The 18,064-nt window shown below is 72.4% G+C and carries 14 protein-coding genes and 1 riboswitch; of the genes, 6 read left to right on the forward strand and 8 right to left on the reverse strand.

From position 1 onward, the window contains the following. Positions 1-94 precede the first annotated feature (94 nt). On the reverse strand, positions 95-2,350 hold the full coding sequence (locus tag ACIBSV_RS00435) for an MMPL family transporter (protein ID WP_395858657.1): 2,256 nt from the start codon (positions 2,348-2,350) through the stop codon (positions 95-97). A 102-nt stretch (positions 2,351-2,452) separates the two neighbouring features. On the opposite strand from ACIBSV_RS00435, the gene ACIBSV_RS00440 reads away from it, so the two are divergent. Both ACIBSV_RS00440 and ACIBSV_RS00445 read left to right on the forward strand, forming a co-directional pair. Next, positions 2,453-2,935 carry a MarR family winged helix-turn-helix transcriptional regulator gene (locus ACIBSV_RS00440; protein WP_395858658.1) on the forward strand — a complete coding sequence of 161 codons (483 nt, stop codon included), beginning with the start codon at positions 2,453-2,455 and terminating at the stop codon, positions 2,933-2,935. A gap of 262 nt (positions 2,936-3,197) precedes the next feature. Further along, entirely contained in the window at positions 3,198-4,262 is a 1,065-nt protein-coding gene (locus ACIBSV_RS00445; protein ID WP_395858659.1) for a glycerophosphodiester phosphodiesterase family protein, read from the forward strand. A gap of 153 nt (positions 4,263-4,415) precedes the next feature. Here the strand turns inward: ACIBSV_RS00445 and ACIBSV_RS00450 are convergent, their stop codons facing one another. From ACIBSV_RS00450 to ACIBSV_RS00470, 5 genes are all read right to left on the reverse strand, one after another. Beyond that, positions 4,416-5,645, reverse strand: a complete 1,230-nt coding sequence (locus ACIBSV_RS00450; protein WP_395859303.1) for a transglycosylase family protein — start codon at positions 5,643-5,645, stop codon at positions 4,416-4,418. A 32-nt stretch (positions 5,646-5,677) separates the two neighbouring features. After that, positions 5,678-5,911: riboswitch (cyclic di-AMP (ydaO/yuaA leader) on the reverse strand. A 307-nt stretch (positions 5,912-6,218) separates the two neighbouring features. Beyond that, positions 6,219-6,857, reverse strand: a complete 639-nt coding sequence (locus ACIBSV_RS00455; RefSeq protein ID WP_395858660.1) for a hypothetical protein — start codon at positions 6,855-6,857, stop codon at positions 6,219-6,221. 188 nt (positions 6,858-7,045) lie between these two features. Then, on the reverse strand, positions 7,046-7,540 hold the full coding sequence (locus tag ACIBSV_RS00460; protein ID WP_395858661.1) for a DUF1203 domain-containing protein: 495 nt from the start codon (positions 7,538-7,540) through the stop codon (positions 7,046-7,048). Between the two features lie 68 nt (positions 7,541-7,608). Continuing rightward, positions 7,609-8,829, reverse strand: coding sequence for a hypothetical protein (locus ACIBSV_RS00465; protein ID WP_395859304.1), 1,221 nt, complete (start codon positions 8,827-8,829; stop codon positions 7,609-7,611). Positions 8,830-9,088: 259 nt separating this feature from the next. Then, entirely contained in the window at positions 9,089-9,955 is an 867-nt protein-coding gene (locus ACIBSV_RS00470) for a hypothetical protein (protein WP_395858662.1), read from the reverse strand. Between the two features lie 144 nt (positions 9,956-10,099). Here ACIBSV_RS00470 and ACIBSV_RS00475 point away from each other — a divergent pair, with 144 nt between their 5' ends. The 4 genes from ACIBSV_RS00475 (at position 10,100) to ACIBSV_RS00490 (ending at position 15,181) form a co-directional block, all read left to right on the forward strand. Further along, positions 10,100-11,524, forward strand: coding sequence for a PLP-dependent aminotransferase family protein (locus ACIBSV_RS00475; protein WP_395858663.1), 1,425 nt, complete (start codon positions 10,100-10,102; stop codon positions 11,522-11,524). A gap of 99 nt (positions 11,525-11,623) precedes the next feature. Next, the gene (locus tag ACIBSV_RS00480) at positions 11,624-12,613 is read left to right on the forward strand and encodes an aldo/keto reductase (RefSeq protein WP_395859305.1); all 990 of its coding nucleotides are present in this window, start codon (positions 11,624-11,626) and stop codon (positions 12,611-12,613) included. Positions 12,614-12,801: 188 nt separating this feature from the next. Then, on the forward strand, positions 12,802-13,494 hold the full coding sequence (locus tag ACIBSV_RS00485) for a TetR/AcrR family transcriptional regulator (RefSeq protein WP_395858664.1): 693 nt from the start codon (positions 12,802-12,804) through the stop codon (positions 13,492-13,494). 157 nt (positions 13,495-13,651) lie between these two features. Continuing rightward, positions 13,652-15,181 (forward strand): MFS transporter, encoded by a 1,530-nt coding sequence (locus ACIBSV_RS00490; RefSeq protein ID WP_395858665.1) that lies wholly within the window; start codon positions 13,652-13,654, stop codon positions 15,179-15,181. A 98-nt stretch (positions 15,182-15,279) separates the two neighbouring features. On the opposite strand, the gene ACIBSV_RS00495 is transcribed toward ACIBSV_RS00490, so the two are convergent. Together ACIBSV_RS00495 and ACIBSV_RS00500 are read right to left on the reverse strand one after the other, a co-directional pair. Further along, positions 15,280-16,929 (reverse strand): alpha/beta fold hydrolase, encoded by a 1,650-nt coding sequence (locus ACIBSV_RS00495; protein ID WP_395858666.1) that lies wholly within the window; start codon positions 16,927-16,929, stop codon positions 15,280-15,282. A 201-nt stretch (positions 16,930-17,130) separates the two neighbouring features. Next, complete coding sequence (locus ACIBSV_RS00500) at positions 17,131-17,925, reverse strand: SDR family NAD(P)-dependent oxidoreductase (protein ID WP_395858667.1); 795 nt, start codon at positions 17,923-17,925, stop codon at positions 17,131-17,133. Positions 17,926-18,064 lie beyond the last annotated feature (139 nt).

The raw sequence follows: 18,064 nt of genomic DNA on the forward strand, positions 1-18,064 counted from the left end.
GGCACCGGCCGGGCTTGATGGGGTGTTCTCAAGCCGCGGTCGGAAATCGGGCGCCGGGAGGGCCGGAATCGGCCCCGCCCGGCGCCCGGTCCGTTCAGGATGCGGGCACCGGCACGCGCGGCTCCGGCACGGTCGGCGGCTCGACCGGGCCGCCCTCGGAGAGTCCGAAGCGATCGTGCAGCCGGCGCAGCGGCCCGGGCGCCCACCAGGTGGCCCGGCCGGTGAGGGCCAACACCGCCGGCGCGAGCAGGCTGCGCACCACGAACGCGTCGACCAGGACGGCCAGCGCGAGTCCGCCGCCGAGCATCATCGTGTTGGTCACCCGCGAGGTGCCGATCGCGAACATCACCACCGCCAGGACACACGCCGCGGCGGTGATGATGCCGCCGGTGCGCGCCAGTCCGGTGGCGACCGCGCCCCGGTGGTCGCCGGTGCGGTCGTGCTCCTCCTTGATCCGGGAGATCAGGAACACGCCGTAGTCCATGGACAGTCCGAACGCGATGCAGAACATCAGCACCGGCAGCGCGGTCTCGATCGACCCGGTCGGGGTGAAGTCGAGCAGGCCGGACAGGTGGCCGTCCTGGATCACCCACACCACCGCGCCGAACATCGCGGTCAGGCTCAGCGCGGCGAACACGATCGCCAGGATCGGCAGCACCACGCTGCCGGTGAGCAGGAAGACCAGGACGAACGTGGTGAGCAGGATCAGGCCGCCGGCGAGCCACAGTCGGCTGCCGATCGCGTGCTTGGCGTCGACCAGCTCGGCGCTCTGTCCGCCGACCAGGGCCGGCCCGGGCGCGGGCACGGCCCGCACCTCGCGCACCAGATCCTGACCGGCGGCGGAGAGGTCCTCGACGGCGGGCACCACCGAGATGTACGCGCTGCCGGCGGCTCGCCGACCGGCCTCGGCCGGACCCGGGGCCGCGCTGCGGGCACCGTGCTCGAAGGTGCCTGCGGGCCCGACCACGCGGGCCACACCGTCGATCGCGGACAGTCGGGCACTGTAGTCGGCGGTGCCGTCGGGTTGCCGCGCCGCGCCCACCACGATCTCGATCGCGCCGGTGGGGCGTCCGTCCACCTGGTCCCGGATCACCTGTTGGACCTGCCGGGATTCGGCCGACTTCGGCAGTTGGCGATCGTCGCCGGTGCCGAACTGCACGCCCAGGAAAGGCAGTCCGAGCGCGACCAGAACGCCGGTGGTGAGGACGGCGACGATCGGCGCCCGGCGCATGATCGCCTGGGAGATCCGATACCAGCGGCTCTCCGGCTGCGCGTGCGGCGCGGCCGGGCGCACGGGCCGCGCCCGGCCGACGAGTCGGCGCAGCGGCACGCGCAGGTCGCCCCTGTCCACCCGGTCGCCGAGCAGGACCAGCGCGGCGGGCAGGATCACCAGCGCGCCGAACGCGGCGAGCAGTACGACCGGGATTCCGGCGTACGCGAACGAGCGCAGGAAGTACTGCGGGAAGACGAGCATCGCGGCCAGGGAGACGGCGAGGGTGAGTGCGGAGAAGACCACGGTGCGCCCGGCGGTGTTCAGCATCACCGTCACGGCGCGGATCGGCGGGGCGCCGGCGGCGAGTTCCTCGCGGTAGCGGCGGACCACGAACAGGCCGTAGTCGACGGCCAGGCCCAGGCCCAGCACGGTGGTCAGGTTCTGCGCGAACACCGAGACGTCGGTGACCGAGGAGACCATGCGCAGCACCGCGTTGGTGCCGACCATGGCCAGGATGCCGACGCCCAGTGGCAGCAGCGCGGCGACCAGGCTGCCGAAGACCAGGATCAGGATCAGCAGGGTGATCGGCAGCGCGATCAGTTCGGCGCGGACCAGGTCCTCGGAGATGGTCTTCTGCATGTCGTGGCGCACCGCGACGCTGCCGCCGAGTTCGACCTTCAGCGCGCCTCGGGTGCCTCGGTAGTCGGCGGCCAGGCGTTCGAACGTGTCGGAGGCGGCGGTCTCCTCACCCCGGACGTGGGCCAGGACGAGTCCGTGTCGGCCGTCGGCGGTGCGCAGGGTCGGTGCGCCGCCGTTCCAATAGGAGACCACCCCGGCGACATCGGGTTCGGCGCCGAGTCGGTCGGTCAACTCCTTTGCCTGGAGCGCGACTTCGGGTGCGTCAAGGGGGCGGTCGGCGCCGACCAGGAGGACCAGGTTGGGGCGGCTGCCGGGGAAGTCGCGGTCGAGGGCGGTCGCGGCACGGGCCGAGGCCGAGTTCGGGTCGACGGCACCGCCGCCGAGCAGGTGGTCGCCGACGCCGCGGCCGAGCAGTCCGGCGCCGATCAGCAGGAACAGGGCCGTGATCAACAAGAGCCGGGGCCGGGCGGTGGTCAGGCGGGCCAGGGCAGCGAACATCGCCGAACCCTTCCGTAGAGTCGATGGATCGTATGTGGAACATACGATATGCAAAGCCTTTCGTCTAGATGACATATGTTCGCGGACCGCTAACATGTGGACATGACGGACCGACCCAACACCGGGCGGCCGCCGATGGGAGCACGGACCGGGTACCGGCTGGTCAAGCTGGCCGATCTCCTGTTGGCGCTCGCCGATCAGACGCTTTCCTCGCTGGGCGTCAAGACCAAGCACGTGCATGTGCTGGAGACCCTGCTGACCTACGAGTCGTTGTCCCAGCAGGACGTCAGCCGACTGCTCGGGATCGACCCCAACGTCCTGGTCGGCGTACTCGACGATCTGGAGGAGCGCGGCTTCGCCGAGCGTCGGCGCAACCCGCACGACCGACGGCGGCACGTCATCCAGGTCACCGCCTCCGGACGCGAACTGGTCGCGGAGAGCACCCGGTTGCTGAGCGCGGCCGAGGACGCGTTCTTCGCCGCCGTCTCGGCCGAGGACCGGCGGATCGTGCACGACGCGTCCGGCCGGCTGCTGGCCGCGCATCGTCCCGGGTGGTCCGACGACGGATCCGACGCGAGTTGCTGAGCGGCCGCTTCGGTGCGGCGCCTGGATCGAGGCGCCCGCCGGGCGACTGCGGTTCCACTCGGGCCGGGTTCGGATGCGAGCCCGGGCCGGTCCGGATTCCGGCTCGGGCCCGGATTCACGCTTGCGTCCGGGTACTTCGCCACTTCTTCGTCTCTTCTTCGCCCGACCGCCATGATCCGACTCCCCGCGCATCACTTCGCGCGGGCCAGGGTGTGGGCGTCGACGGTCGATCGTCGTCGACCGGAGCGAGAAGGAGACGTCCATGTCCGGATGGAAGACCGTCACGGCCGCGATCCTGGCCGGGGCCGCCGTTGTCGCCGCCCCGGGAACGGCCGCCGCCGCGGATCGTCACGGTGGCCACCACCGCAAGTCCTTCGACCTCCAGGCGCACCGAGGCGGTCTCGGGCTGACCGTGGAGAGCACGCTCGCGTCCTTCGCCAAGGGTCTGGACCTGGGGGTGTCCACGCTCGAACTGGACGTCCAGATCACCGAGGACGGCCGGGCCGTGGTCACCCACGACCGCAAGGTCGACGGACGCAAGTGCGCGGACACCAAGCCGGTACGCGCCGGCGACCCGGAGTTCCCCTACGTCGGCAAGTACGTCAACACGCTCAGCCTGGCGCAGGTCCGCACGCTGGACTGCGGATCGCGGCAGTTCCCCGGCTTCCCCGCGCAGACCACCTCGCCCGGAGCCCGAATGCCGCTGCTCACCGAGGTGTTCGACCTGGTCAACCGCCGGCACGCGCGCGGCGTGAAGCTCAACGTGGAGACCAAGGTCGAGGCCGGCGCGCCGCAGGAGACCGCGCCGCGCGAGCAGTTCGTACAGGTCGTGGCGCGCGAGGTGCGCCGGGCCGGGCTGTTGCGCCAGGTCACCGTGCAGAGCTTCGACTGGGGCGCGCTCAAGCGCATGCGGCAGGTCGAACCGCGCCTGCCCCTGGTCGCGTTGACCAACTACGACTTCCTCCAGGTCGGCAAGCCCGGCGCCTCGCCCTGGCTGGGCGGCCTGGACATCGACGACTTCGACGGCGATCCGCTGCGCGCGATCTCCTCGTTCGGCGCCGGCACGTTCTCGCCCGTGCACGGCTTCCCGCAGGACGGCAAGGTCACCGACCCGAACTACCGTCCCTACGTGACCCGCGACATGGTCGCCCGGGCACACGCGTCGGGCATCAAGGTCGTGCCGTGGACCGTCGACGACCCGGCGACCATGGCCAAGCTGATGGACGACGGCGTGGACGGTCTGATCACCGACTACCCTGACCGGCTGCGGGAGTTGATGGCCGCACGTGGGCTGTCGCTGCCCAAGCGCTACCCGGCGCGCGGCTGATCGGCGCGATCCGCCGGAGACTTCGGCGTCCGCAGGGGTGGGGACGCCGAAAAGGGCCGGGCCCGTCGACACTCGGTCGACGGGCCCGGCCCTGGTACGGCTACCGCGTTGGTGTGGCTATCGCGGTGTGGTTACCGCCTGATGACGCTCGGCTCAGAGGTTGACGCCGTGCGCGCGCAGGTAGGTGACCGGGTTGATGCCGCTGCCGTAGTTCGGCGTGGTGCGGATCTCGAAGTGCAGGTGCGGGCCGGTCACGTTGCCGGTCGCGCCGGAGAGGCCGATCTGCTGACCGGTGCTCACCGTGGCGCCGACACGCACGCCGATGCTGGACAGGTGGGCGTACTGCGAGTACTTGCCGTCCGCGTGCTTGATCACGATCTCGTTGCCGTAGGCGCCGCCGTTGCCGGCCTTGACCACGGTGCCCGAGGTGATCGCCTTCACCGAGGTGCCGGTGGCGGCCACGAAGTCCTGGCCGGTGTGGCTGCCGCTGGACCACAGCTTGCCGCCGGTGCCGAACGCGGTGCCCAGGCCGCCCTTCACGGGAGCGACGTAACCGGACGCGTTGGCCGTGGTGGACTCGGCCTTGGCCGAGGACTCCTTGGCCGCGACCGGGGCCTTCTCCTTGACCTCGACCTTCGGCGCGACCTTCACGGACGCCGTGGTCTTGGTCTCGGTCTTCGGCGCGGCCGGAGCGGTCTCGGTCTTGGTGCTGCCGGACTCGGTCGAGGCCGAGGCCTTACCGGAGAGCGAGAGCTTCTGACCGATCTGGATGACGTTCGGGTTGCCACCGATCACCGAGCGGTTGTCGGCGTACAGCTTGTGCCAGCCGCCCTCGACATCCTTGGCGGCGGCGATCTTGGAGAGCGTGTCGCCCTTGACCACGGAGTACGAGGTGCTGGTCGACGCGGACTTCGCGGCGGCCGCCGGGACGACCTCGATCTTCGGGGCCGGAGCGGACTCGGCCGGCTTCTCGGCGGCCTTCGGGGTGACCTTGACCGTGGACTTGGTGCCGGGCGAGACGGCCGGCGCGGCGCTGCCCTTGGTCAGGCCCGCCGGGCCGGAGGTGTTCGGCCAGGCGCCGGGACCCTGTACGGCGAGAACCTTCTCGGCGATGGCGATCTGCTGGTCCTTGGTGGCCAGGTCGGCACGCGGGGCGTACTGCTGACCGCCGAACTCGTTCCAGGTGCTGATGGTGAACTGCAGACCACCGTAGAAACCGTTGCCGGTGTTGATGTGCCAGTTGCCCGAGCTCTCGAGCATGGCGACCTTGTCCCAGGTGGAGACGGAGGCGGCGTTGGCGGTGGCGAGACCGGTGACCAGCGGGGCGGCGACGATCGCGCCGGCCATGCCGAGGGTCAGCGCGAGACGCGTCTTCTTGGGCATGCGGGCAGGGGTGATGAACGACTGCACGAAGATTTTTCCTTCTCCCACGCCTACGAAGTGAGCTGTCGGATTCGGGCTGGAGAGTCTCGCCCGGCCGTGTTCGGCCCTCCTGAGGAAGGGACGGGCACGGCTTCACCCCAAGCCGTCGTCATGGGCGTCCGTGTCACGGACGCCCGGGACGGCATTCCACTTGGTTCCCCCGCTCCTGCCTTTCGGGTTTCGTACCGTGGCCTCGCTCCGGCGGCAGGATTCGGCGAACCGGGAGACCATTTCGCCGAGCACCGGACCGGTGTGGCGAAGCACCAAACTACGCACACCCTCGACTCGGATCCAAACATCACGTTTCGCCGAAACAGAAGAATCAGGGCGGAAGGGTGGAATATCGGGACCTAAAGTCCCGAGAAGCGTACGCATTGTGCCCGAATCGATGACATATAGTGGGTATTCGATTACTCAGGGCAGGAATCGTGAAAAGACGGTTTACGGTGCGTACGACCTCCTGACCATCGGTACCCGGCATGTGACGTGCGCCATAGAGAGGGTCGATGGCCGCCCGATATGTACCGCTATCGGTCAGCCGAAAACCAGAGATGCCCCGGTGGCGGCGCCCAAGAGCGCACCAGCCACGGCTTGCGCGACGGTGTGGTGACGCAGTGCGACACGCGACCAGCACACGACGCCGACCGCGAGATAACCGGTCGACCACCACGGTCCGCCCGCGACGGCGAGCAACGCGACGATGCCGGACGCGACCGCGCAGTCGACGCTGATCTTCCACGCCGCGTTCACCACCAGCAGCACCACCGTCATGCCCCACAGCGCGAACATCGCGAACACCAGCCGGGACGGCGCGCCGGCGCCGAGCATGACCGCCGCGCCGATGCCGATCGAGGCCAGGATCACCGCGAAGATGCGCGGACGCTGCCGGCGGTCCACCACGTGCCGGTCGCCCCAGGTACCGCGGCGACGCTCCCACTCGATGTACCCGGCCGGAACGATGCCCGCGCACAGTGCCGCGAACAGACCCCATCCGGCGCCGGTCCACGAGTGGGCGACGAGCGCACCGAAACCGGACAGTCCGGCAAGGATGGTGTTGCGCGGCTGGAGGATGTCGGTGACCACCTGGGCGGCGCCCCGGACACGGCCCGGACCGGGAGCGGCGGTGTGCGCCGCGACCTGGGCCGACGGGCTCCGCACGACTGCGTTGTCCATCCGCGTACGGTAGCGATCGGCTCGGAGCCGCCCGCGCGCGGGCCGGTACGGAATCCGGCCCGACACGGTGATCGTCCCGGGCGTGGCCGAGACCGGCGCGACGGTGTCGCCGCCCCGGTGGACGCGCCGGCGCCGGGCGCTCGCCCCCGGCGCCGGGGGCGAGCGCCACCGGGGATCCGGTCGTGGGATCAGCGGTCGGGGGTGGACGGGCGGACGATGGTGGACATGTAGCAGCCGTAGGTGATGTTGCGGCAGTGGATCTCGGTCACCTCGGGGTCGGCGAGGATCTCGGCGAGGGCGGGCTCGGGGTTGTCGGTGTCGTGGAGGCGTGAGGTGGGGTGGATCCGTCCCCGGGCGTCGTAGGCGCGAAAGACCTGGGGCCGGGCCCGCCACTGGGGCGGGTAGGCGTCGGTGCTCGGGCCGGGGCAGGCGTCGGCGTGCGCGAAGACCGGGCCGATCTCGCGGTACGGGCTCGCCGGGAGCGGCGGTTCGTAGCCGAACAACATGAGCCGCTCGCCCGGCTCGGCGTCGCGCAGGCAGCAGCGCAACGGTTCGCCGCCGCCGGCCGTGTGCGATTCGACCGGGTGGCCGGAGACGTCCAGGCCGGTGGCCCGGACCGAGGCGAGGAGCTCGGCGGGGATCGCTCGGACGACGAAGGTGCGGGTATCCGCGGTGGTGGTCATGCCTCCAGCGTGGACGCGGCCGGGACACGGTGCCGGCGGCAATCGGACACCTCGTTCGGCACCCGGCCTCACCCGGCTCGACCGTCGAGACGACACCAATCCCGGCGGTAGGACGCCCAGTCCGTGTCGGTCGCGGCGAAGTCGACGTACAGTGCGACGCCGAAGTTCGGTCGGCGCGGGTCGTGTCTGGTCAGGCCCAGGCGGACACCGCGCACCGCCGCCGCGACCGTCTCGGCCGAGCCGTGATGACCCCAACTGTTCGCGTAGTAGGCGGGCAGGCCCATCAGCAGGTCGACCCCGGCCGGCGTCGCCTCCAGGGCGAGCTCGGTCTGCTGCGCGACGTAGCCGCCGTACAGCGACTCCAGCGGCATCGCGGTGTCATAGGACATCAGCGCGATCTGGTCGACCCGCCGCGCGACCTGGCCGAAGTATCGCTGCGACCACCACTTGGGGTGATCGCGCAGCGCTTGGAAGACGCTGTGCAGGGACGGCAGCGGATCGATCTGCGCGGCGGCGACCGACAGCGGGACGCCGCGCGCACGGGTCAGCGCGTGGGTGGCGGTGAGCACGGTCAGGAAGTCCTCGTTCCCGGACCACACCGGTTCCAGATCGAGGTGCACGCCCTCGAAGCCGGCGTCCAGGATCTGCGCGGCCGACGCGGTGATCGCCGCGCGCACCGGCGGGCGCTCCAGCCGCAGCCCGGGCCCGCCGTGCGAGACGATGTCGCCGAGCCAGGCCTGCACCCGTACGCCGGGCAGTTCGCGGTGGACCGCGTCCACCAGTTGCCGCGCCCCGGGGTGGGCGGAGGGCGGCAGCGTGCCGTCGTGTTCCAGGGGCCCGGCGTGCACGTACAGGTCGTGGATGCCGGTGCCCCGCAACCGCTGTGCCAGTGCGGCCAGTTCGGCCGCCCCCTTGCGTCCGTCCACCCACGCGTGGCCGAGCCAGATCGCGTCCCGGCCGCGGGTGCGGGCCTGGTCCGACGGATCGCCCGCGTACTCCAGCCGCAGCGCCAGCGCGGCCGCGCCCACCGGCAGCAGCGGCAGACTCACCAGGATCAGCAGGATCACGGTGATCCGCCGCCGGCGACTCCACGACCGCCACCGTCGCCGCAGCCGGCCCCCACGCGGTGGCGGGGGGACGTCGGGCTCCGCCGCGGGAGCGTCGCGCTCGGCGGCGTCGCCGACCCCGCCCTCAGCCGCAGCGTGTGCACCGACCTCCGCGGGCTCGTCCGGGCCTGGCGCGGTGCTCTCCTCGGCAATCCGCCCCGGTTCGGCGATGGCGATACGGATCTCCCCCCTGTGTCGTGGCTCTCGGGCCCGGGTCGGGGGCCGGCGAACCGCTCGGTCGTGGCCGGCGGGCCGCACATGACCGCGGACGGGTGTCCGGGCCGGCGACCCGGGTCGCGGCCCGGGAGATCTGCGTCGACTCCCCCTGCTACGGACGCGCTCGGGTACGGAACCGTTCCACTCGGCGGTGATGCCTCCCGGCGATCGGCCCGTCCCGTTCCAATGCGCGGGTTCGACGCGGTCCGGGAATAGGGGTGCGTGGTCATGGGCGGGGTGCCCCGATCGGGTTGGGTACCGGGATCAGGCCGCTGTCCACGAGGTGTCGGCCCAGCGGCGCGGCCAGCCGGATGGCCTCCTCGACCCCGGCCTCGCCCAGTAGCGTGACGGGGTCGGCGGCGAGTCGATCGGTGGCGTGTTCCACGTCGCGGCGCAGCGCCCCGCCGCTCCTGGTCAGTCGCGAGTCGCGGTCCAGCAGGCCCTTGGCGACCAGGCGGCGGCGCGCCTGTTCCCACTGCGCGTCGCTCCAGCCCCGGGTGCTCTGCAGCAGTTCGCGCGGGACGTTGCCGGTGGCGGCGTGGGTCAGGCCCGCCTCGATGCCGGTCAGGCCGGCGTGCGCGACCGCGATCACATGGCCGTCGCCGCGGTGTTCGCGCAGGACCGTACTCGCCAACCACAACCGGCCGGCCACCCCGTCCGGGCGCCGCACACCCGCCCACGCCGCGGCGAGCGCGCGTCCTTCGTACCCGCAGCCCTCGACCGCGCGTTCCAGCAGGTCGACCAGGTCCTCCAGGTGCCGTTCGCCCACCGCCGGCAGGCTTCGGGCCAGCGCCGTCTCGACCGCGCCGATCCGGGTGTCGAGCATCTTCTCCGGCGTCGTGTACGCCCACGCGTCGGGCAGCGCACGGGCCACCCGGCCGGGTGCGAACGCGAAGCACAGCGCGCTCGCCTCGGGGGCGCGGACCGCGCCGAGCGGGGCGAGCCGACCCGCGAAGTAGCCCATCCACCACCCGATCAGCCCGAGCGCGCGGGCCGCCTCGGCCGGTTCCGGCGCGAAGTACACGACGGCGTGGACGGGTTCGATCGCCTCCCAGAAGCGTCTGGCGAGGGTGGGGGCGGGAGCGGCCGACACGATGGGCACCTTTCACCGGGCGACGGGGAGCGGGGGCGGCGGTCGACGATCGGGCGTGGCAGGCCACGAACCACGAGCCACGAGCCGGCCCCGTCGACGAGCCTGCCCGTTGTCCCACTCCCGGGACAGTGCCAATCTGGGTGAATGGACCAGGATCCGAGCTGGTGGGTACGCGTCGCGCTGGAGGACTGGCACACCCGCGCGGGACCGCGCCATCGACGGATCGCCGAGTCGCTGGCCGAGGCGATCGAGCGCGGCCTCGCCGGCCCGGGCGCGCGGCTGCCCGCCGAGCGCCCGTTGGCGCACGCCCTGGGGGTCGGCCGCGGCACCGTCGTGCGCGGCTACGAGACGCTCGCCGAGGCCGGCCTGGTGGAGCGGCGCCAGGGCGCGGGCACGTTCGTGTGTCCCCGGCCCGGGTGGACGCATCCGCCCACCCCGGTCGCGGCCCCGGTCCGGCGGCGCCTGGTCGCCGACGCCGACGTGCTCGACCTGTCCCTGTCGGTACCCGCCGGGACCGGGCATCTGCCGCCCGCGGACGGCGCGTTCGTGTTGTCCCAGGACGACGGGCACGGCCTGCCCCCGGGCGGCCTGCCCGAACTGCGCGCGGCCTTGGCCGACCACCTCACCACGCACCTGGGCCTGCCGACCACACCCGACCGGTTGATCGTCACCGCCGGTGCCCGGCACGCGCTGTCCCTGGTGCTCGCGGCGCTGGTGTCACCGGGACGGGCGGTCCTGACCGGCTGCCCGGGCACGCCCGGCCTGGCCGCGGCGGTGACGGCGGCCGGGGGTCGGCCGATCGGTGTCGGTGTGGACGCCCTGGGTCTGGACGTGGCCGCCGTGGACCGGGCCGCCGCCCGGCTGCACGCACCGGTGATCCTGGCCGCCTCGGCCGCGCACGACCCGACCGGCGCTCCGCTGGCCGAGCTCCGCCGCCGCGCCCTGCTCACGGTGCGGCGCGCCCGGGACGCGGTGCTGGTGGAGGACCTGACCCAGGCCGGACTGGGCCTGGGACCGGACCGTGCCCCTCCCGTACCGCCGGCCGCGGCCGACGACGACACGGTGATCGCGTTCGGCTCGCTGTCCAAGATGTTCTGGGCCGGCCTGCGGGTGGGCTGGCTGCGCGCGCCGGACACGCTGCGCGGCCGGCTGACCCGGACCCGCGCGACCGGCGCGGCGGCGAGCGTACCCGCGCAGGTGCTCGCCGCCCGCCTGCTGCGAGCCGCCGACGCGCACTGGCAGGAGGAACTGCGTCGAGCACTGACCGAGCGCCGCGATCTGCTGCTGGACCTGCTGGCCGGTCAGTTGCCGGCCTGGCGGGTGCAGGCGCCGCAGGCCGGGCTGTCGGTGTGGGCGGACCTGCCGGTCGCGGACAGTACGACGTTCGCGCACCTGGCCGCGCGGTACGGCGTGCTGGTCCTGCCCGGCGCCGACGCGTGCGTGGACGGCCGACACCATCGCGGCGTGCGGTTGTCCTTCGCCGAGTCGGCGGCCACCCTCGAGTCGGCCGTCGACCGGCTGACCGCCGCGTGGGAGGAGCACACCCGTCGACTGGCGGCGAGTCGCTGACGGGCACCGACCCCTTCGTCGGCCGGCGTGGTGAATCCCATGGGTTCCGGCCTGCTCGGGCCGGGCAGCGACAAGGACATGACCTCTTCCGCCTCCGCCATGCCGTACACCGAACTGGGCCGCACCGGCCTGACCGTGGGTCGCATCGTGCTCGGCACGATGAACTTCGGGCCCGCCACCGACGAACGCGACAGTGGCGAGATCATGGACGCCGCGCTCGACGCGGGCATCAACCTGTTCGACACCGCGAACGTGTACGGGCGCTCCCAACTGACCGGCGCCGGCGCCCGGGGGGACACCGAGGAACTCGTCGGCCGCTGGCTGGCCGGGGGCGACCGGCGCGAACGGGTCGTGCTGGCCACGAAGGTCTACGGCAGTTGGGGCGACTGGCCCAACTCGGGCGGGCTCAGCGCCCGGCACATCCGCCGGGCCTGCGAGGACAGCCTGCGCCGCCTGGGCACCGACCACATCGACGTCTACCAGATGCACCACATCGATCGCCGGGTCCCGTGGGAGGAGATCTGGCAGGCGATGGACCTGCTGGTCACGCAGGGCAAGGTGCTCTACGTCGGGTCGTCGAACTTCGCCGGCTGGCACATCGCGCAGGCCCAGGAGGCGGCGGCCCGCCGATCCTCGCTGGGTCTGGTCAGCGAGCAGTGCCTGTACAACCTGGCCGAGCGGGCCGCCGAGGCCGAGGTGCTGCCGGCGGCGCGGGCCTACGGCCTCGGGGTCATCCCGTGGTCGCCGCTGCACGGCGGCGTACTGGGCGGGGTGCTGGAGAAGGAGCGCGCGGGCGGTCGGCACCGCTCCGCCGGGGACCGGGCGGCGGGCGAGGTGGCCGAGCGGCGCGAGCAGATCCAGGCGTATGAGGACCTGTGCGGCAAGATCGGTACGCCGCCGGGGGAGGTCGCGCTGGCCTGGCTGCTCACCCGCCCCGGGGTGACCGGCCCGATCGTGGGCCCGCGCACACGAGACCAATTGGACTCGGCGCTGCGGGCCACGAGCGTCGAGTTGAGCCCGGAGACACTCGCCGAACTGGACCGGATCTTCCCCGGCCCGGGACCCGCGCCGGAGTCTTTCGCCTGGTAGCGGGCCGGTCGCCGACCGGGTGCCGGGCCCACCGTCACCCGGTCGCAAGCGGGTGGAATGAGATGTGACCCAGGTCACATCATCGATCGAAATATCCGGGGACTTCCTGTCCGTTTAACCCAGCGAATCAACAATCGGGGAATCACTCCCCGGTTATCGCTCGGGTACCGACAGGAAGGAGCCGGATCATGGGCAGCACCGTCATTGCCACCGACGTCGCCGAGGACCGTGGCCCGCGACTTCGTGCGGACGCCCGGCGAAACCGCGAGCGGATCATCGCCGCGGCACGCGAGATGTTCGTCGAGCACGGCGCCGAGGTGCCGTTCGACGAGGTCGCCCGCCGCGCGGGAGTCGGCAACGCGACCCTGTACCGCCACTTCGCCGACCGCAACGAGCTCGCGCAGCGGGTGATCCTCTCCGTCCTGGAACGGATCACCGAGCGGGGCGAGCTGGCCCTGGCCGAGGAGCCGGAGGCCTTCACGGCCCTGCGGCGCTTCGCGCACGGCGCGACGGAGGAGCGGATCGGGGCTCTGTGCACGCTCATGTCCGCCGGAGTGGACAAGACGCACCCCGAGATGGTCGCCGCCCGGGCACGGTTGGAGCACTTGGTCGAGACGCTGATGGAGCGCTCTCGTACCGAGGGCCGGCTGCGTACCGACGTCGGCTCGGGCGATCTGCTGATGGCGATCACCCAGCTCACCCGACCGCTGCCCGGGATGGGCGGCTGCGTGGTGAACGACCGGTTCGTGCACCGTCACCTGGACGTGCTGCTCGACGGTCTGAGCACCCCCGACCCCACCCCGCTGTCCGGCACCGCCGTGGCACTGGGGGACATCGAACGGCTTGCCGCCGAACACGAGGGGCGGCCTTCCGGGCACTGACGCGCCCCACCGACTTCCCGAACCTTCGCAGCACCTCGTGACCGCGTAACGACCACGAACACCTCACCGTCGCCCCGCCGTTTCCGCGCGGGCGAGGGAGCACCGTCCACCCTCGCGACGTCCGTCGTCGCATCGCACCCCCCAAGTGAGTACCCCCATGTCTGCAACCGCCCCGCCCAAGACCACCGTGCCCGATCCCAGGCGCTGGAAAGCGCTCCTGTTCATCGCCATCGCCCAGTTGATGGTCGTCCTCGACGGCACCATCGTGAACATCGCGCTGCCGTCCGCCCAGACCGACCTGGGCATCTCCGACGGCAACCGGCAATGGGTGATCACCGCGTACGCCCTCGCGTTCGGTGGGCTGCTGCTCTTCGGCGGCCGGATCGCCGACCTGTGGGGTCGACGCCGCACCTTCATCGTCGGCCTGACCGGTTTCGCCGCCGCGTCCGCGCTCGGCGGCATAGCCGCGAGCACCGGCATGCTGCTCGGCGCCCGGGCGCTCCAGGGCGCGTTCGGCGCGCTGCTCGCCCCGTCCGCGCTGTCCCTGCTCGCGGTGATGTTCACCGACGCCAAGGAACGCGCCAAGGCGTTCGGCATCTTCGGCGCGATCGCCGGTGGTGGCGGCGCGGTGGGCCTGATCCTGGGCGGCGTGCTCACCGAGTACCTGAACTGGCGCTGGACCTTCTTCGTCAACATCCCGTTCGCCGCGGTCGCCGCGGCCGGTGCCGTACTGGTCATCAGTGAGCCCGCCGGGACCCGCAACCGCTCGCCGCTGGACATCCCCGGCGTGGTGCTGTCCTCGGTCGGCCTGGGCACCCTGGTCTACGCCTTCACCCGCGCCGAGAGCCACGGTTGGACCTCGGGCAGCACGGTGGGCCTGTTCATCGCCGCGGCCGTCCTGCTCGCGTCGTTCGTCTTCGTGGAGAGCCGGGTCAAGGCCCCGCTCCTGCCGCTGCGGGTGATCGCCGAGCGCAACCGGGCCGGCATCTACCTCTCGCTCGGCCTGGCCATCATCGCGATGTTCGGCATGTTCCTGTTCCTCACCTACTACCTCCAGATCGTCAAGGACTTCTCGCCGGTGATGACCGGCCTGGCGTTCCTGCCGATGATCGCGGGCATGATCACCGGCTCGACCCAGATCGGCGCGCGCCTGATGACCCGGGTCCCGGCCCGGCTGCTGATGGGCCCCGGCTTCCTGACCGCCGGTGTCGGCATGCTGCTGCTCACCCGGATCGAGGTCGGCAGTTCGTACGTCGGGCTGATCCTGCCCGCGCAGATCCTGCTCGGCCTGGGCATGGGCACGGCGTTCATGCCGGCGATGAGCCTGGCCACCCACGGCGTCCAGCCGCGGGACGCGGGTGTCGCCTCGGCGATGATCAACACCTCGCAGCAGGTCGGCGGCGCGATCGGCACGGCGCTGCTGAACACCATCGCGGCGAGCGCGACCACGGCCTACGTGGCCTCGCACACGGCCGGTTCGGCCGGCCTGGAGCAGCTCAAGATGCAGGCCATGGTGCACGGCTACGCCACCGCCATCTGGTGGGCGGTCGGCATCCTGGCGCTGGCCTCGGCGATCGCCTTCACGTTCATCACCGTCGGGCACGGCGACAGCACGGTGGTCGCCTCGAACGACAAGGACGCGGACACCGACGCGGACGAGTTGCCGGTTCCGGTGCTCGTGCACTGACCGCACGATCGGTGCCGCCGGGTCTTCCGGACCTCACGGCACCTCGGTCGCGGGCCCCATCGCCGTCGGCGGTGGGGCCCGCGCCGTGTCCGGGACCGCTATCCGGGTCCGGGCGGCCGAGGGTCGCGGCCCGCACGCGGGGGTTGCGGACCGGCCGCGCCGACCGGGTGCACGACGTCGTCCAGCGGGAGCGGCAGTGCCTCGCAGACCACCGTGCCCGGCCGGGCGCCGCGCGCGAGGTAGGCGTTGACCCGGGCGTCGACACACGCGTTGCCGCTGTCGTAGGCGATGTGGTTGCCCGCGTCCCGGACGAAGATCATCGGCTGGTGCGACTCGGCGGCGGCGATCAGCGCGCCGTCGGCGGGCGTCGCCGGGTCGAGCTGGTTCTGCACCATCAACATCCGGGGCAGCGTGGCCGCGTTCGGCACGACCGGGTGCGCGGTCGCGAACGGGTAGAAGGCACAAGGCTGTTCGGTGGCGAGCGAGCCGGCCAACGGATAGCGCGCGCCGAGCCGGTCACCCTCGGCGACCCAGCGGGCCGGGTCCCGCGGCCACCGGGCGTCGCCGCACCGGATCGCCCAGTGCGCTCCGCTGTCCGGCATGCCGACCGGCACCCTGGGCGCGGCGAGCAGGTCCACCGCCCGGGTCGGATCGCCGCGCAGCGTGACCAGCAGTTCGGCCCACCGCGGCCAACCGTCGGAGTTGTACAGCACGGTCGCCTGCGTGGCGTCCAGCGCCGTACCGCGCCCCTGCCCGGCGACGGCGGCGCGCAACTCCTCGTACGCGGCGCCCGCGGCCTCCGGGGTGTCGCCGAACCCGTACCGGTCGTGGTGGCGGGCGAGCCAGGGCAGGAACTGCACGTCGAAGCGGCGCCGGAAGCCGCGGGCCCACGACTCGACGAAGACCTCCTCCGGCGTGGACAACCAGTTCATGCTCGAATCGAGCACGAAGCGGTCCACCCGATCGCGGAACGCGGCCGCGTACCACACGCCCAGCCAGGTGCCGTAGGAGAAGCCGAGGTAGTCGATGCGGCGCTCGCCGAGCACGGCTCGGATCAGGTCCAGGTCCCGCGCGGTCTGATCGGTGGTCACATACGGGGCGAACGCCGCGTCCGCGCAGGCCTGTCCGACCAGGCGCGCGTTCGCGAGCTGCCGTGCGACGTTGGCCGGCGAGCGGTCGCGGGCGTCGGCGACCGAGTCGTATCGCGTCCAGTCCACGTCGCAGTCCAGGCTCGTGGAGGGCGCGACTCCCCGGGGCGCGAAGCCGATGATGTCGTGGGTCCGCAACAACTCGGGCTGGGACCGGGCGATCCGGGTCGCCGACGCCGAGCCGTCGATGCCGGGGCCGCCGGGGTTGACCAGGAGCACGCCGCGCCGCGCCGATCCGCCGGTGCTCGCCACCCGGGTCACCCGCACGGTGATCGTGCCCTTGCTCCGGTCGTACCAGTCCAGCGGCGCGCGCACGTCCGCGCAGGAAGTGACCGGGTGGTCCCGCCAGTCGGGATCGCGCGGGCCGGGCGAGGTGTACCAGTCGCACACCCGCCAGTGCGGACGCTGCGCGCCGAGGGAGCCGTACGGGTTGACCGCGCCCGCGTTCGCGTCGGCACCGGAGGCGGCCTGTGCGTCGGTGCCGACGAGGGTGCCGGCTACGCCGGCGAGCAGCGCCGCGCACGAAACGGCGATCCGCAGGCCGCGTCGGGGGGTGGTGCGGCGCCGGGCCGGCGGGAGCCGGGGGTCGGGGGACTGCATGGGGCTCCAGTCGAGCGGGGCCGAGAGCCGGGCCACAGGGGAGGTGGGGTGCCCCGCCGCGGCCGGGGGTGCCGGGGGTGGGATGGGGGTGGGGCGGGGGACGCCGGAAGTGTGCCGGGGGTGCCGGGGATCTGCGGTGGGGGTACCGCCGTGTTGTCCGGGAGGCCGGGTTCGCTCGGGCCCGACCCGGCCCGGCCTCGCTCAGGGGAGGATCGCGTCCACGTACCCGCCGTCCACCCGCAACGCACCGCCCGTGGTCGCCGACGCGAAGTCCGAGCTGAGGTAGACCACCATGTGCGCGATCTCCTCGGGCTCGATCAACCGCTGGATCAGCGACTGGGGGCGGTGGCGCCGCATGAACTCGCGCTGTGCCTGTGGCCACGGCAGCGCCGGGTCGACCAACTCGTAGACGAAGTCCTCGACTCCGCCGGTGTGGGTCGGCCCGGCGATCACCGAGTTGACCGTCACCCCGCTACCGGCCGCCTCTTTGGCGAATCCGCGCGACACCGCGAGCAACGCCGTCTTGGACATGCCGTATTGGATCATCTCCGCCGGGATGACCACCGCCGAGTCGCTGGCGATGTTCTGGATCCGCCCCCAGCCGCGCTCGCGCATCCCGGGCAGGTGGGCGCGGATCATCCGCACCGCGGTGAGCACATTCACCTCGAAGTAGCGCCGCCACTCGGCGTCGTCGATCTCCAGCGCGGGCCGGGCTCCGAAGATGCCGAGGTTGTTCACCAGGATGTCCACGTCCGGCGCCGCCGCCGATACCCGCGCGGCCCCCTCGTCGGTGGCGATGTCCCCCGGCGCCGCCCGGAACTCCCCGCCGGGCACCTCGCCGCGCATGCGCTCCACCGCCGCGTCCACGGACTCGGGGGTGCGCCCGTTCACGGCGACCCGGGCCCCGGCCCGGGCCAACCCCACCGCGATCGCCGCCCCGATCCCCTGGGTCGACCCGGTGACCAACGCGCTCTTCCCGGCAAGATCGATCAACACGCTGCGAACCCTTCGTCCGACACCCATCCCCGACCACGTCCAGTAGATCATTCGAGCGACCGGTTCGGAGTCGGCGACGGGCCGACCATCACGAGGGATCCGCGGATGCCGCGCCGTGCCACGAGCGCCGTGGGCACTC

The sequence above is a fragment of the Embleya sp. NPDC050154 genome, assembly GCF_044460165.1.
In the GTDB taxonomy this organism is placed as follows: Bacteria; Actinomycetota; Actinomycetes; order Streptomycetales; family Streptomycetaceae; genus Embleya.

Coding starts and splice junctions, on each gene's coding strand:
- ACIBSV_RS00440 (WP_395858658.1), top strand. CDS start 2,453: ATGACGGACCGACCCAACACCGGGCGGCCGCCGATGGGAGCACGGACC.
- ACIBSV_RS00495 (WP_395858666.1), bottom strand. CDS start 16,929: ATGCAGTCCCCCGACCCCCGGCTCCCGCCGGCCCGGCGCCGCACCACC.
- ACIBSV_RS00435 (WP_395858657.1), bottom strand. CDS start 2,350: ATGTTCGCTGCCCTGGCCCGCCTGACCACCGCCCGGCCCCGGCTCTTG.
- ACIBSV_RS00450 (WP_395859303.1), bottom strand. CDS start 5,645: ATGCCCAAGAAGACGCGTCTCGCGCTGACCCTCGGCATGGCCGGCGCG.
- ACIBSV_RS00475 (WP_395858663.1), top strand. CDS start 10,100: ATGGACCAGGATCCGAGCTGGTGGGTACGCGTCGCGCTGGAGGACTGG.
- ACIBSV_RS00445 (WP_395858659.1), top strand. CDS start 3,198: ATGTCCGGATGGAAGACCGTCACGGCCGCGATCCTGGCCGGGGCCGCC.
- ACIBSV_RS00460 (WP_395858661.1), bottom strand. CDS start 7,540: ATGACCACCACCGCGGATACCCGCACCTTCGTCGTCCGAGCGATCCCC.
- ACIBSV_RS00485 (WP_395858664.1), top strand. CDS start 12,802: ATGGGCAGCACCGTCATTGCCACCGACGTCGCCGAGGACCGTGGCCCG.
- ACIBSV_RS00490 (WP_395858665.1), top strand. CDS start 13,652: ATGTCTGCAACCGCCCCGCCCAAGACCACCGTGCCCGATCCCAGGCGC.
- ACIBSV_RS00455 (WP_395858660.1), bottom strand. CDS start 6,857: ATGGACAACGCAGTCGTGCGGAGCCCGTCGGCCCAGGTCGCGGCGCAC.
- ACIBSV_RS00480 (WP_395859305.1), top strand. CDS start 11,624: ATGCCGTACACCGAACTGGGCCGCACCGGCCTGACCGTGGGTCGCATC.